Source organism: Iocasia fonsfrigidae (genome assembly GCF_017751145.1).
In the GTDB taxonomy this organism is placed as follows: domain Bacteria; phylum Bacillota; class Halanaerobiia; order Halanaerobiales; family DTU029; genus Iocasia; species Iocasia fonsfrigidae.
This window is the reverse complement of sequence record NZ_CP046640.1, coordinates 3,166,526-3,180,773: the sequence shown is the minus strand read 5'-3', so window position 1 is coordinate 3,180,773 and position 14,248 is coordinate 3,166,526. Positions and strand designations below refer to the sequence as shown.

The window sequence follows — 14,248 nt, the reverse complement described above, 5'->3', positions numbered from 1 at the left end:
TATAAAAATGTATAATAGTATAGATAGAGTTAGTATTAGCTTAGATGAGTTGAGTTGAAGAGGGTTTAATAGTAGAGTATAGCAGAGTTGAGTTGAGAGGGGTATCCCCTGTTTACAGTTATTTCTATGCTTATTCTATGGATATTAAGGTCTTTAGACTCATGGTCTAAGGGCCTTTTTTGTTGTTGTCAATAGTAGACTCTGGATAAGTCAAACAAATATTATAAGGGGTGAGCCTATGTATAATCTGTCTTTTGAAGAGTTTATGGACTTACAGGGAAAGGGTAACTTAATTCCGCTTTATAAGGAAATAGTGGCTGATACAGAAACACCGATAACTGCCTATCTAAAACTAAAGGAGGAATCTTCCTATCTATTGGAAAGTGTTGAACACGGGGAATTTGGCAGGTATTCCTTTTTGGGTTTAAACTGTCATGCTCTCGTTTCCTGTAAAGACCAGCAGTTAATTATCAGGGATGGTCAGGGTAATATAATTGAAAACTATCAGACGGATAACCCTCTACTCAGCCTCAAGGAGATTTTGGCAGATTATAAAGTAGTAGAGACAAGTGGATTGCCACCTTTTTATGGAGGGGCAGTGGGTTATCTAGGTTATAACTGTATTAAGTATTTTGAAGAGGTACCACAACAGGCTATAGATGACCAGAAAATGCCTGAGATGATGTTTATGATTTCTGATACAGTTTTAGTTTTTGATCATTTATATCACAGTATTAAGATAGTTAGTAATATTAAAGTAGATAGAGGGAAAGAAGATTATCAAGAGGCTGTTAACAAGATAGAAGATATAAGTAAGAAATTAAATATGACTAGATTATTTGAAACAGATAAGGAACCTGATATTAATAGAAAAATCGGGAAAAATATCAAATCAAATATCAGCAAAGATGATTATATAAACAGTGTTTATAGGGCTAAGGAATATATTGAAGAAGGAGATATCTTCCAAGTTGTTCTCTCACAGCGGTTTGAAATTCCGGTAAAGGTACCGTCATTTAATATTTATCGGCAGTTAAGGAGAATAAACCCCTCCCCATATATGTATTATTTTGATTTTGCTGAATTTCAGATAGTAGGTTCATCACCAGAGTTGCTGGTCAGGGTAAAGGATGACAAGATCGAAAATAGACCGATAGCTGGTACCAGAAAAAGGGGTTGTGACTCTGCTGAAGATGAAAGGTTATCCCTTGATCTTCTGGCAGATGAGAAGGAAAGGGCAGAACATATTATGCTAGTAGACCTGGGTAGGAATGATATTGGCAAAGTAAGCCGTTATGGTTCTGTGAAAGCAGCTAGACTAATGGATGTGGAGTATTATTCACATGTAATGCATATGGTATCTGACCTGCAGGGTGAATTAAAAGAGGGGGAGGATATTTACTCAGCCCTGGAGGCCTGTTTTCCTGCTGGAACAGTTTCCGGTGCCCCCAAGATAAGGGCTATGGAGATAATTGATCAACTGGAAAAGACCAACCGTGGCCCCTATGCTGGAACTATTGCCTATTTTGGTTATTCAGGTAATTTAGACAGTTGTATTGCTATCAGGACGATGGTTATTAAAGGTGGCAAGGCCTTTATCCAGGCTGGGGGCGGTATTGTAGCTGATTCTAACCCTGAGGCAGAATACCAGGAGACTATTAATAAAGCCCAGGCCTTAATTAAAGCAATTGAACTGGCAGAAAGGGGGTGTCGGATATTATCTTAATTATTGATAATTACGATTCTTTTACCTATAATCTGGTTCAACTAATAGGGGAATTCAGGGATGATATTCTTGTTAAACGCAATGATAAAATAAGTTTGGAGGAGATAGAATCCTTAGAGCCGGAAAAGATTGTTATTTCCCCTGGACCGGGGAGACCTGAATCAGCTGGTATATCATTAAAGATGGTTGAGGTGTTCTCAGGGAAGATACCTATTCTCGGCATCTGTTTGGGCCATCAAACAATTGCTGCCGCTCTGGGGGCAGAAATAGAAAAGGCTCCATTCTTATGTCATGGTAAAACCTCTAGAATAATCAATACTGGAAAAGGTATTCTTAAAGACCTTGGTGATTTTGAGGCAGCACGTTATCATTCATTAATTATCAAGCAGGATAGCCTACCTGATAGGTTTGAGATTACAGCCAGCACAGAAGATGGTTTGATTATGGGGATTGAAGATAATGCTGCCCTGTTATATGGCCTGCAATTTCACCCTGAATCGATTATGACCTCTGTAGGAGAGAAGATTATGCAGAATTTCCTGCAAGTAAATTAGCTAGAAGGAGATGAGAAGAGTTGAGAGAAGTGATTAATAAGGTGATTAATGGAGATAATCTGACTTTAGAGGAAAGTATCTCAGTTATGTCTGATATTATGGAAGGAAAAGCTACACCAGCTCAGATAGCTTCCTATATTACTGCTTTAAGAATAAAGGGAGAGACAATTGAAGAAATAACCGGTGCAGCTATAGTTATGAGGAAAAAAGCAGCCGGAATACCAGTAGCAAGCAGGGGTTTGATAGATGTCTGCGGTACAGGTGGTGACAGTTTAAATACCTTTAATATTTCTACAGTAACTGCCTTTGTCCTGGCCGGGGCTGGTCTGTCGGTTGCCAAACACGGGAATCGTTCAGTATCCAGTACCTGTGGCAGTGCAGATCTCCTGGAAAAACTCGGGGTAAATATTAACCTGGAACCCAGTCAGGTAGGTAGGTGTATCGATGAGATAGGAATTGGATTTTTATTTGCTCCTGTTTTTCATCAGGCTATGAAATATGCCGTAAAACCCCGCCGGGAGATAGGGATCAGGACTATTTTTAATGTCCTGGGGCCTTTAACCAACCCTGCTGGAGCAGAACTACAACTGCTTGGTGTGTATGACCCTGATTTAACAGAACCTGTGGCCTATGTACTGAAAAACCTGGGGGTTAAGGCGGCCCTGGTTGTACATGGAATAGGTGGTATGGATGAAATAACAACTACTGGTAAAACCAGGGTCAGCCAACTTACTGATGGAAAGATTCAGACATATTATCTTGATCCACTGGAACTGGGCTTAGAAACTGCTGCAATTGAGGAATTGGCTGGTGGTTCTCCTGATGAAAATGCCAGGATAGCCAGGGATATTCTACATGGCCACCAAGACAAAAAAAGGGATATTGTTTTATTGAATTCAGCAGCTGCCTTAGTTATTGCTGAAAAAGTTGATAATTTTAAAGATGCATTAAATTTAGCTGCCGAGGCAATTGATAGTGGGGCAGCCTTAAAGAAATTAAATCAACTTCAGGAGCTGTCAGCTCAACTTGCAGGGGTGGCTATATAATGATACTTGATAAAATTATAGAACATAAGAATTTAGAGGTCTGTGAACAAAAAAAGCAGCTCGACCCTGGGGTGTTAAAGGAAAAGCTCAGCGAGTTAGAGATGGCAAGCTATTCCTTCAAGTCTGCTCTAAAGAGGCCGGGTATTTCAATAATTGCCGAAATTAAAAAGGCCTCTCCCTCCAGAGGTGTAATCAGGAGGGATTTTAATCCAGTAGATATTGCTCAGCAGTATAATAATTCACCGGTCAGGGCAATATCGGTTTTAACAGATGAGAAATTTTTTCAGGGTAGATTGGAATATTTAAAAGAGGTTAAGGCAGCTGGCTCTTTACCGGTCTTAAGAAAAGACTTTATAATTGATTCCTATCAAATTTATCAGGCCAGATTGTACGGGGCTGATGCTGTTCTATTGATTACTGCTGTCTTAACAGCAGAAAAATTGCAAAGGTATATTGCTCTGACTAAGGAACTGAGGATGGACGCCCTGGTAGAGGTGCATGATAGGGATGAACTAGAACAGGCCTTATCAGCCGGGGCAGATATTATAGGGATAAATAATCGGGACCTCAGGACATTTAAAGTTAAACTGGCAACAACACTCGACCTGCTTAAATATATCCCTCAGGATAGAGTGGTAGTGAGTGAAAGTGGTATTAAAAACCGAACAGATATAGATTTGTTAGAGAAAAAGGTTGATGCTGTTTTAATCGGGGAGGCCTTAATGACAAGTACCAGTCCTGGGGATAAAGTAAAAGAGTTGATAGGATGACCAGGATAAAGGTCTGCGGTATTACCAGGATTGCTGATGCCCTTCAGGCAGTTAAATATGGTGCCGATTTTCTGGGATTTATCTTTGCTGACAGTCCCCGCCGGGTTAGTGTGGAGCAGGCAGCCAGGATTATAGCTGAAATACCTGATAGTATTGGAAAAGTAGGGGTGTTTTTAAATCACCCCTATGATTTTGTCAAGGAAATAATTAAAGAGACTGGTATTAATTATTTACAGTTTCATGGTAGTGAATCACCAGAATACTGTCAGGAATTCAGGCTGCCGGTTATTAAGGCCTTCCGGGTTAGAGATGAAAAATCCCTGGTAGGTCTTGGCTGCTATCAGACGGCTGTGTATCTCCTGGATAGCTTTCACCCAGATAGAGCAGGTGGGACCGGTAAGACTTTTGACTGGCAGCTGGCAGCTAAGGCGGCAGAATACGGAAAGATTATTATTGCCGGTGGTTTAAATGAAGAGAATGTCCAGAAGGCTATTCATCTCACTCGGCCATTTGCAGTTGATGTCAGTAGTGGAATTGAAAAAAGCCCCGGAATTAAAGATAAGTTGAAGATGAAGAGATTTATTGAAAAAGCAAAAGATAGATAAAGAGGAAGAGATAGGTGATTAGATAAATGAGTAGAATTGAGGCATATTTTAAAGCTATAAAAGTAGATGGGGAAAAAGCCTTTATTCCTTTTTTGATGGCAGGGGACCCTGATCTTGGGATTACTGAGGAACTGGTTCTGGCTGCTGAGAAAAACGGTGCTGGTATAATTGAGCTGGGGATACCATATGGTTCTTCTTTGGCTGATGGTCCTACTATACAAAAGGCTGCCCAAAGGAGTCTGGTCCATAAAACTAATTTACAGTCTATTTTCAAGCTAGTAAAAAACATCAGGGAAAAAAGTCAACTTCCCCTTGTTTTAATGGGCTATTATAATAGTGTTTACCGCTATGGTGTTAAATCATTTGTTCAGGATTGTGAAGATTCAGGGATAGATGGGGTAATTATACCCGACCTCCCCCTTGGTTCTGACCATGAACTAAGAAAGGCTAGAAATAATTTAGATATAATAATGTTAGTATCTCCTAATACTACTGAGGATAGGATTAAGGAGATTGTTGAAAATGCCAGTGGTTTTATCTATGCAGTCTCCCGGAGTGGTGTTACAGGAACCAGGGAAGAGTTATCCAGTGAAATTGAAGAACAGGTTAGTTTGATAAAAGGACTAAGGGATGTCCCGGTAGCTGTTGGCTTTGGCATTTCTAAGCCTGAACATGTTAAACAAGTTCATAGTTATGCTGATGGAGCTATTGTCGGCAGTGCTATAGTCAATAAGATTGAAGAAAACCTGAAGTTGCTCCCGGAGAGAGAAGATGAGTTTGTTGAAACTATTGGTAAGTTTATCAGGTATTTGAGTAAGGTATAAGATAATTATCAAGTAGACAAATCGCAGTCTTATTGTTATAATTATTAGCATAACAATACATAAAGGATAATTTTGCTTAACAAAGCAGAAAGCAGCCAATAATGGGGGGTATATAAATGCATGATAAATTGTTTACACCTGGGCCAACGGAGGTAAGGGCTGAATTATTAAACGAGCTTGCTAGTCCACAGATCCATCACCGGACAGAGGAGTTTAGAAAGTTATATGATGAGCTTCAAATTTATCTTAAGAAACTGTTGTTTACTGAAAATCCCGTATTCCTTTTTACATCTTCATCAACCGGGGCAATGGAAGCGGCTGTCACAAATGGTGTTAAAAAACGCTGTTTGTGTCTAGTTAATGGTGCTTTTAGTCAGCGCTGGTATCAGATTGCCCAACAAAATGGTGTTCCCTGTGATAGGGTAGATGTCGAATGGAATAAAGCCATTAAACCAGAACTGGTAGATGAAAAACTGTCTAGTGGGAAATATGACGCGGTTACTATGGTCTTTAATGAGACTTCTACAGGTATGATGAATCCCCTTAAAGAGGTTGGGGAAGTTATTAAGCAGTATGACGATGTTCTTTTCCTGGTTGACTCTGTTTCAGCTATGGCCGGTACAGAAATCAGGGTTGATGAATGGGGTATTGATATGTGTCTAGCAGGTTTACAGAAGGCCTTTGCCCTACCAGCGGGTTTAGCTGTGGCCTCAGTAAGTGATAGACTACTGGCCAGGGCGGAAGAGGTAGAGAAAAGGAGTTATTACTTTAATCTATTAAACATGTATAAATATCATCAGAGGAGTCAAACATTGTCAACCCCAGCAATACCGCATTTATTTGCCTTGCGTAGACAGTTAAAAGATATTATTGATATAGAAGGAATAGAAAATAGGTTTAAGAGGCATCGGGAGATGGCTCATTATGTTCAGGAATGGGCCCTGGAATACTTTGATATCTATCCAGAAAAAGGCTACTGGTCGCAGACAGTTACCTGTATCTTAAATACCAGGGACATATCTATTCCGGATTTAAATAAGGAACTTGTCAATAAATATCACATGAGGATTGCTAATGGTTATGGTGATTTAAAAGGTAAGGCCTTTAGAATAGGCCATATGGGGGATTGGACCCTGGCTGATATTAGAGGTTTGTTAGTGACAATAAATGATATACTATCATTAAAATAGTATTTTTAAACCCTGTTGAATTGCAGGGTTTTTATTATTTTCGTGATAAACTGAATCTTTATATTTTTTTGACAATAAAAAAGGTTTTTATTATAATTTGATGAATATTATAGTAAAGGTGTTATTTTTATCAAAAAAATGAACAGGTTTTGTATGATTGGAGGGATTTTATGATTGATCTAAAAAAAATTTATAAGAGGGGTAAAGAAGGTAAAATAGGTAAAAAAATAGTCTTTACCAGGATAAGGGTAAAGACACTCCTGATAGTTTCTTTTTTATTAATAGGTATTGTGCCGCTTTCTATAATTGGATATTTTACATATCAGGGTTCAAGGGCTGCCATCGAAGAAAAAGTTGGTTTTTATTCTAAGGAGATTGTTAAACAGGTGGCAGATAAGATAGCTAATAAGCTGGCAGAATTAGAAAGGTCAACAATGATGATTATTAGTGACCGTGAATTGAATGAAATACTATCTACCAGAGAGTTTGAAAATGGTTTCTTGGAAATGCAGGCCAATAATAAGCTTACAGAAAAGCTTAATTCTATTACTTTTTCTAATAATGACCTAGAAGGTATTGTTATATTCAGGGAAAACGGGAGACATATATATTCCAATACCAGCAGGGTAGAGATTGAAGGGATGTTCGGCAAGGAATTTATAGATAGTGCCCTTTATCAAGAGGTAAATGAAGCTGCTGGACGCCCCTGCTGGGTAATTGGATACAGGGATGATTATGAAAATATCTATCTAATGAGGAGACTGACCAATTTACAATCTAGTAGAGCAATCGGTGTATTAGGGTATATTATAGAAAGTGATCTTTTAACTGATATTATTACTACTGCTCAATTTGGTGAAGGAGCTGCTGTTCAGTTATTTGCAGAAGATAAGACGATTATTACAGCTATAAATGATGAACTAAAGGGCAGGAGATTTAAGGGGACAATAGATTTGGATGAAAATAGTAATTATATTACTATTGGTAATCAAATAACAACCTTTGCAGATCTTGATAATGGTTGGATACTTGCCAGTAATATCCCTGTAAAATCATTAATGGGTGAAATTTATCAGGTTGGTAAGAAGACCATTTTAATTGGAATTGTATGCATTTTTATTGCTGTATTACTGGGTTTAATTATTTCACTGGGTATATCTAATCCACTACAGGAGATAATGAGTTTGATGAGCAGGGTAGAGAGAGGAGAGCTGACGGTTAGTTATGGTTTAAAAGGGAAGAATGAGATAGCCAGGCTGGCCAGTAGTTTTAATAAAATGACTAAAAATATCAGGGAATTAATAAATTCTACCCATAAGACCAGTGATATGGTTTTAAAAGATACAGGTGTAATAAGTGAAGTCTCCAGGCAATCATATTCTGCAGCACAACAGGTATCTGAATCAGTGGAGAGTATTTCTATAGGGGCGCAAAGCCAGGCTGATGATGTTCAGTCTACTACAGAGGTAATGGAACTGCTGGCTAAACGTATTGCTGATGTTAATGAAAATATTAAATTGGTTTTTAATGCTGCCAGGGAAATAAAAATTACCAGTAAAAATGCTGGAGAAACAGTAAATACTCTAAATGAGAAAAGCAATACAACTGCTGAAATGTCCAGCAGAATTAAAGAGGATATAAATAACTTAAATAATAAGGCTTTAGAAATCAGTAAAATTGTGGATATTATCAGTGGGATAAGTGAACAGACCAGTCTTCTTTCCTTAAATGCCTCTATAGAAGCAGCCCGTGCTGGTGATGCTGGTAAGGGGTTTGGGGTTGTGGCTGAAGAGATAAAGACTCTGGCTGAACAGACCAGTGAGGCAACTCAGACTATTGGTGATATAGTTAATAAAATACTTACTGAATCACAGAATACTGTTGAAGAGGTAGAAAAGGCAAATGTAATATTTGAAGAACAGAACAGGTCTGTACATGAGACAGAACAGGCCTTCAAAGGAATTATTGCTTCACTGGAAACAATAACAGAAGAAGTTAACAGGGTCAATGAAGCCATTACAGAAATAGATGATTATAAAGATAAAGTGGTTGATGAGATAGTTGGTATAGCCTCTATTGCCCAGGAGGCAGCTGCTTCTACTGAAGAAGTGACTGCTGCCAGTGAAGAACAGGTTTCTTCAGCAGATCAGTTAGCTAATCTTGCTAGTGAATTAAAAAATACGGTAGTTGAGTTAAATAAAAATTTAGATAGATTTATAATTTAAGATTAGATAAAATAATCTTCACTTCATTGTATTTTTCGCTTTATCATGTTATAATTTTGTATTAATAACTGTAAGCTTTGTTTAGCTGAAAATTATCAATTTACTATATTTGAGGTGATAAAAATATGGAGAAGAAGATTAAAGTAGGGGTAATGGGGGCTACCGGAATGGTTGGGCAGAATTATTTGAGGTTACTGGCTGACCACCCCTGGTATGAGGTAAGTTATGTAGCTGCTTCTCCCCGTTCTGCCGGAAAGACCTATGTGGAGGCAGTTGAAGGGAGATGGCAGATGATTACCCCGATACCAGACAATGTAAAGGGGTTAATTGTTGGTAATGCAGCTGATATATCAGCTGCTAAAGGGAAATGTTCGTTATTGTTTTCCGCTGTGAATCTTCCTAAAGAAGAGATTAAGAAACTGGAAATGGCTTATGCTGATCAGGGGTTTGCAGTTGTCTCAAATAATTCTGCCCACCGTCATACAGCAGATGTACCTATGTTAATACCAGAGGTAAATGCAGCCCATGCTGAGATTATTCCACAACAGCGCAAACATTACGGTTGGGATAAGGGTCTGCTGGCTGTTAAACCAAATTGTAGTGTGCAGAGCTATGTTACACCTGTCTATGCCTTGATGGAAAAGGGTTATCGGGTAGATGAAATGATTGTGACAACCCTACAGGCCCTGTCAGGTGCAGGTTATCCAGGACCATCTGCCCTTGATATGCTTGACAATGTAGTACCTTTTATTAATGGTGAAGAAGAGAAATCTGAAATTGAACCACAGAAGATATTGGGGGATATTAAGAATGGTAAATTTGTCTATGATGAATCAATAAAAATATCAGCTCATTGTAACAGGGTGTCGGTTATAGATGGGCATACTGCCTGTGTGAGTTTGAAATTCAAAGGGGAAAAACCAGAAATAAGTGAGATAACTAAGATTTGGGAAGAGTTTAGTTCCGTACCCCAGGAATTAGAGCTGCCTACTGCCCCTGAACAGGCTATTGTAGTAAGACATGAAGCAGATAGACCTCAACCCAGGAAAGACCGTGATGAAGGTAAAGGTATGGCAGTCACTGTTGGTAGGTTAAGGAAATGTAATGTCTTTGATTATAGGTTTGTAGGCCTCTCTCATAATACAGTAAGAGGAGCGGCCGGTGGTGCTATTCTTATGGCTGAACTGTTAACAGCTAAAGAATATATTAAATAAATACAATCAATAATACCAGATAAAGGGTATATCTTTTATCTGGTTTTTCTTTTACAAAGTGATACCATTATCAGGATAAAACTTGACATTATTTAAGAAAATAGTTATACTTTAATCAACTAAAGTAAGTAATGGTTCTGAAAGGAGAGAGCTATGCAGCAGGAACAAATACTAATACTGGATTTTGGGGGTCAGTATAGTCAACTAATTGCCCGCCGTGTCAGGGAGGCAAAGGTATATTCAACTATCTTACCCTATGATGTAGATATTGCAAAAATTAAGGAATTAAATCCTGAAGGGATAATATTTTCTGGGGGGCCAAAGAGTGTTACCCTGGAAGATGCTCCAAAAATAGATAAGGAGATTTTTGAACTGGGAATACCTATTCTTGGCATTTGTTATGGTATGCAGTTAATGGCTAAATTACTTGCCGGGGGTGTTGTTGAAAAGGCAGAGTATGGTGAATATGGTAAAGCCAGGTTAAATATAATTGATAATCAAGGGATTTATGAAGATATTGAGGATAGTCAGGTCTGGATGAGCCATGGTGACCATGTTAAAGAGGTTCCAGATGGTTTTGTAATAGCTGCCAGGACAGAGGTAACCCCGGTGGCAGCGATGAGTAATTATGAAAAGGGTCTTTATGGTGTGCAGTTCCACCCTGAGGTTGTACATACTATATACGGTAAGGAAATTTTACATAACTTTTTATTCAGGGTCTGTGGAGTAAGTGGTGACTGGAACATGGCAGATTTTATTAATGAAGAGTTAAGGACTATAAAAGCAAAGGTCGGCAGTGATAGGGTTATCTCCGGCCTTTCTGGTGGTGTTGATTCAGCGGTTGCCTCTGCTATGGTCCACAAAGCGATTGGTGACCAGCTGACCTGCATTTTTGTTGACCATGGATTACTACGCAAAGGTGAAGCCGAACAGGTTAAAAGGACCTTTGCTGAAGAATTTAATATGAGTTTGGTTTATGTGGATGCTAGAGAGAGGTTCTTGAAAAAACTGGCTGGAGTAAAGGAACCGGAGGAAAAAAGGAAGATTATTGGTAGTGAATTTATCAGGGTTTTTGAAGAAGAGGCTGCTAAACTGGGGGATGCCAGGTATCTTGTTCAGGGCACACTCTATTCTGATGTTATCGAAAGTGGTGGTAGTGATTCGGCTGCAACTATAAAAAGCCATCATAACGTAGGTGGTCTCCCTGAAGATATTGAGTTTGAATTAATAGAGCCTCTCCGCGACTTATTTAAGGATGAAGTCAGGAAAATAGGTGAGGTTCTCGGTTTACCAGATGATATAGTCTGGCGTCAGCCTTTTCCTGGTCCCGGGCTGGCCATCAGGATTATTGGTACTGTTGAAGAAGAGAAATTGGAGATACTGCGGGAAGCTGATGCTATTATTCAGGAAGAGATTAAAGAAGCTGGTTTATATAAAGAAATCTGGCAGTCCTTTGCTGTTCTACCTGAAATAAGGAGTGTTGGTGTTATGGGTGATGAAAGGACATATGGTTATCCCATAGTTTTTAGGGCAGTTACCAGTGATGATGCCATGACAGCAGATTGGGCCAGACTCCCTTACGAATTAATGGAACGTATTGCTAACAGAATAGTCAATGAAGTTAAATCAATTAACCGGGTTGTTTATGATATAACCTCAAAACCTCCAGGAACTATTGAGTGGGAGTGATTTTAAAGGAGAGGATTTAAATGAGCAGGAGCCTTAAAGGTGAATTTACTGATCAACTCTTTGATGCAATTTTACAGCTGAATAACAGGGAAGAGTGTTATAGATTCTTTGAGGATATTGCCACTGTAAGTGAAGTCAAATCCCTTGGACAGAGGTTTGAGGTTGCTAAAATGTTGAGAACTGGTGCAACCTATGAAGAAATAGTTGATAAGACCGGTGTCAGCACAGCCACCATTAGTAGGGTAAAAAGATGCCTGTATTATGGGGCTGATGGTTATAGTCTCATCCTTGATAGGATGGGATATCTGGAGGAAGAATAAACCGGTCTTCTCATAAATAAAACTATATATTAGATCCACCCCTGGATCTAAATGACTGGGAGGTGAGAAATGTGAGGTTGACTACGCGCAAGATTGTAGTTGCTGGAATGTTGGGGGCTGTTTCCATAATACTTGGATTATCAGGCCTTGGATTGATTCCTGTGCCAACTCCGGCAGGAGCAGTAACTATCATGCATATACCAGCAATACTTGGTGGTGTATTAGAAGGACCTGTGGTAGGTCTGCTTATTGGTTTGATTTTTGGTATGTCAAGTTTTTTTAGGGCAACAAGTGTTCTCTTTGCTGATCCAATAATAGCTATTTTACCACGCTTATTAATTGGTATTACTGCTTATTTTGCCTATCTGGGTTTCCGTGAGAAAAACACTAGCGTTGGCCTCATTGTAGCCGGGCTTGTAGGAACCGTGACTAATACGGTATTAGTTCTTGGTCTGGCTGTTTTTAGGGGTTATCTACCATATGAAGCAGCATTATCAGTTGCTCTGGTACATGGTGTTCCAGAGGCAGTAGTAGCTGCTATTCTGGTTAGTCTGGTAGGAAAGGCTGTTATGATGTATCAGGACAAGAATCAGTCGGCAGAAAAAAATCTAAACAAATAATTAAATTATTAGTGAAAAGATAGGGCCTGTGATGGGCCCTATCTTTTAATGCATAGTTATACGATTTTTATTTTTATTTAGAAAGTTAAAAATATTATAGTTGGTGGTAAAAAATGTTGAGTGAAAGTAAAATTCCTTTATCATATAATTAGTATAGAATTTAAACTAGGAGGAGATTTAATGAAAAAGGTTTTTGTGTTGTTATTAGTAATAGCTATGTTGACAGTGATGGCTGTTTCTGGCTTAGCTAAAGAGACGAGACTTACTTACTGGACTTATCAGGAACTGCATAAGGAGTTTATGGATGATGCAGTAGAGGTCTGGAATGAGAAAAATCCAGATAATCAAATAGTCTTAGAGACTTCTGTTTATCCATATGATCAGATGCATAACAAACTCCTGATTGCACTTCAATCAGGTGTTGGAGCTCCAGATTTGTCAGATATTGAAATTAGTAAATTTGCTAATTATTTAAAAGGCAAAACACCTCAGTTAGTTCCTTTAAATGATGTAGTAGAACCAGTGTTGGATAAAACTATTAAGGCCAGGTTTGACAACTATTCTAAAGGTGGTAAATACTATGGCATGCCCTTTCATGTTGGTGCTGAAGTTATGTATTACAACAAAGAGTATCTGGACGCAGCTGGTGTTGATGTAGATGAGATAGTAACCTGGGATGATTATGTTGAGGCTGGTAAGAAGGTTAAGGCAGCAACTGGTAAACCCATGACCACTATCGAAGTTACTGAACACTGGTCTTATTATCCTTTAATTAGCCAGGCTGGTTCTGATATCTTTGCACCAGATGGTGAGGTTATTTTGGATAATGAGACAAATATTAAGGTTCTACAATTCTTAAAAGATATGATCTATAAACATGAAATAGCCATACCTGCCCCTGGTGGATTTCATCATTCAGAAGAATATTGGGCCTTTATGAACAATGGTGGGGCAGCTTCCCTGATGATGCCTATCTGGTATATGGGGCGTTTTGTTCAGTATATGCCTGATCTTAAAGGCAAGATGATTATCAGACCACTGCCGGCCTGGGAAGAAGGCGGTAATAGATCTGCTGGTATGGGTGGTACAGGTACGGTTGTTACCATACAAAGTAAACATAAAGACTTAGCTGTGAATTTCCTGGGAGAGGCCAAGTTATCTAAAGAAGCCTCTAAAAAATTGTGGACAGTACTGGGTTTTGACCCTGTAAGATGGGATGTCTGGGATTCCCCAGAAATGAAAGCTGATAATGATTACACAGATTATTTTGGTAAAGGTATTTTTGATATTTTACTTGAGATTAAAGAGGAGATAAATCCAACAGTTATTACAGAAAAATATCCAAAGGCTATAGACCTTCTTAAGAAAAATGTATCTTTTAAAGCCTTAAAAGAACAGAGCATGACTCCTGAAGAAGTCCTTAAAGAAGCAGCTGAAGAATTAAAATAAAGACCTCTATGCTAAA

The 14,248-nt window shown here is 38.7% G+C and carries 13 protein-coding genes; all 13 read left to right on the top strand.

Annotated elements, in window-relative coordinates; genetic code table 11:
* Nucleotides 1–238 precede the first annotated feature (238 nt).
* The 13 genes from trpE (at nucleotide 239) to GM661_RS15135 (ending at nucleotide 14,232) form a co-directional block, all read left to right on the top strand.
* A complete protein-coding gene (trpE, locus tag GM661_RS15195) occupies nucleotides 239–1,726 on the top strand; it encodes an anthranilate synthase component I (protein ID WP_230867599.1) in 1,488 nt (495 codons plus the stop codon).
* On the top strand, nucleotides 1,717–2,280 hold the full coding sequence (locus GM661_RS15190; protein WP_230869813.1) for an anthranilate synthase component II: 564 nt from the start codon (nucleotides 1,717–1,719) through the stop codon (nucleotides 2,278–2,280). The genes trpE and GM661_RS15190 overlap by 10 nt, the downstream gene beginning before the upstream one ends.
* 20 nt (nucleotides 2,281–2,300) lie before the next feature.
* Nucleotides 2,301–3,326, top strand: coding sequence for an anthranilate phosphoribosyltransferase (gene trpD / locus GM661_RS15185; RefSeq protein ID WP_407929603.1), 1,026 nt, complete (start codon nucleotides 2,301–2,303; stop codon nucleotides 3,324–3,326).
* Nucleotides 3,326–4,096: an indole-3-glycerol phosphate synthase TrpC gene (gene trpC / locus GM661_RS15180; RefSeq protein WP_125991558.1), complete on the top strand. Its 771-nt coding sequence runs from the start codon at nucleotides 3,326–3,328 to the stop codon at nucleotides 4,094–4,096. Before trpD ends, trpC begins: the two co-directional genes overlap by 1 nt.
* Nucleotides 4,093–4,701 (top strand): phosphoribosylanthranilate isomerase, encoded by a 609-nt coding sequence (locus GM661_RS15175; RefSeq protein WP_125991556.1) that lies wholly within the window; start codon nucleotides 4,093–4,095, stop codon nucleotides 4,699–4,701. Before trpC ends, GM661_RS15175 begins: the two co-directional genes overlap by 4 nt.
* Before the next feature lie 26 nt (nucleotides 4,702–4,727).
* Nucleotides 4,728–5,525, top strand: coding sequence for a tryptophan synthase subunit alpha (gene trpA, locus GM661_RS15170; RefSeq protein ID WP_230867598.1), 798 nt, complete (start codon nucleotides 4,728–4,730; stop codon nucleotides 5,523–5,525).
* A 116-nt stretch (nucleotides 5,526–5,641) separates the two neighbouring features.
* The gene (locus GM661_RS15165) at nucleotides 5,642–6,715 is read left to right on the top strand and encodes a pyridoxal-phosphate-dependent aminotransferase family protein (RefSeq protein WP_230867597.1); all 1,074 of its coding nucleotides are present in this window, start codon (nucleotides 5,642–5,644) and stop codon (nucleotides 6,713–6,715) included.
* Nucleotides 6,716–6,885: 170 nt separating this feature from the next.
* A complete protein-coding gene (locus tag GM661_RS15160) occupies nucleotides 6,886–8,940 on the top strand; it encodes a methyl-accepting chemotaxis protein (protein WP_230867596.1) in 2,055 nt (684 codons plus the stop codon).
* A gap of 125 nt (nucleotides 8,941–9,065) precedes the next feature.
* Nucleotides 9,066–10,154 (top strand): aspartate-semialdehyde dehydrogenase, encoded by a 1,089-nt coding sequence (asd, locus tag GM661_RS15155; protein WP_230867595.1) that lies wholly within the window; start codon nucleotides 9,066–9,068, stop codon nucleotides 10,152–10,154.
* Nucleotides 10,155–10,307: 153 nt separating this feature from the next.
* A complete protein-coding gene (guaA, locus tag GM661_RS15150) occupies nucleotides 10,308–11,843 on the top strand; it encodes a glutamine-hydrolyzing GMP synthase (RefSeq protein WP_230867594.1) in 1,536 nt (511 codons plus the stop codon).
* Between the two features lie 20 nt (nucleotides 11,844–11,863).
* Nucleotides 11,864–12,163, top strand: coding sequence for a YerC/YecD family TrpR-related protein (locus GM661_RS15145; protein WP_230867593.1), 300 nt, complete (start codon nucleotides 11,864–11,866; stop codon nucleotides 12,161–12,163).
* A gap of 71 nt (nucleotides 12,164–12,234) precedes the next feature.
* Nucleotides 12,235–12,783: an ECF transporter S component gene (locus GM661_RS15140; RefSeq protein WP_230867592.1), complete on the top strand. Its 549-nt coding sequence runs from the start codon at nucleotides 12,235–12,237 to the stop codon at nucleotides 12,781–12,783.
* A 180-nt stretch (nucleotides 12,784–12,963) separates the two neighbouring features.
* Complete coding sequence (locus GM661_RS15135; RefSeq protein ID WP_230867591.1) at nucleotides 12,964–14,232, top strand: ABC transporter substrate-binding protein; 1,269 nt, start codon at nucleotides 12,964–12,966, stop codon at nucleotides 14,230–14,232.
* Nucleotides 14,233–14,248: the final 16 nt, after the last annotated feature.

Bases quoted from the DNA above. Each gene is read 5' to 3' on its own strand.
- GM661_RS15135 (WP_230867591.1), top strand. From the start codon at position 12,964: ATGAAAAAGGTTTTTGTGTTGTTATTAGTAATAGCTATGTTGACAGTG.
- GM661_RS15145 (WP_230867593.1), top strand. From the start codon at position 11,864: ATGAGCAGGAGCCTTAAAGGTGAATTTACTGATCAACTCTTTGATGCA.
- GM661_RS15175 (WP_125991556.1), top strand. From the start codon at position 4,093: ATGACCAGGATAAAGGTCTGCGGTATTACCAGGATTGCTGATGCCCTT.
- GM661_RS15160 (WP_230867596.1), top strand. From the start codon at position 6,886: ATGATTGATCTAAAAAAAATTTATAAGAGGGGTAAAGAAGGTAAAATA.
- GM661_RS15165 (WP_230867597.1), top strand. From the start codon at position 5,642: ATGCATGATAAATTGTTTACACCTGGGCCAACGGAGGTAAGGGCTGAA.
- trpE (WP_230867599.1), top strand. From the start codon at position 239: ATGTATAATCTGTCTTTTGAAGAGTTTATGGACTTACAGGGAAAGGGT.
- asd (WP_230867595.1), top strand. From the start codon at position 9,066: ATGGAGAAGAAGATTAAAGTAGGGGTAATGGGGGCTACCGGAATGGTT.
- trpC (WP_125991558.1), top strand. From the start codon at position 3,326: ATGATACTTGATAAAATTATAGAACATAAGAATTTAGAGGTCTGTGAA.
- guaA (WP_230867594.1), top strand. From the start codon at position 10,308: ATGCAGCAGGAACAAATACTAATACTGGATTTTGGGGGTCAGTATAGT.
- trpA (WP_230867598.1), top strand. From the start codon at position 4,728: ATGAGTAGAATTGAGGCATATTTTAAAGCTATAAAAGTAGATGGGGAA.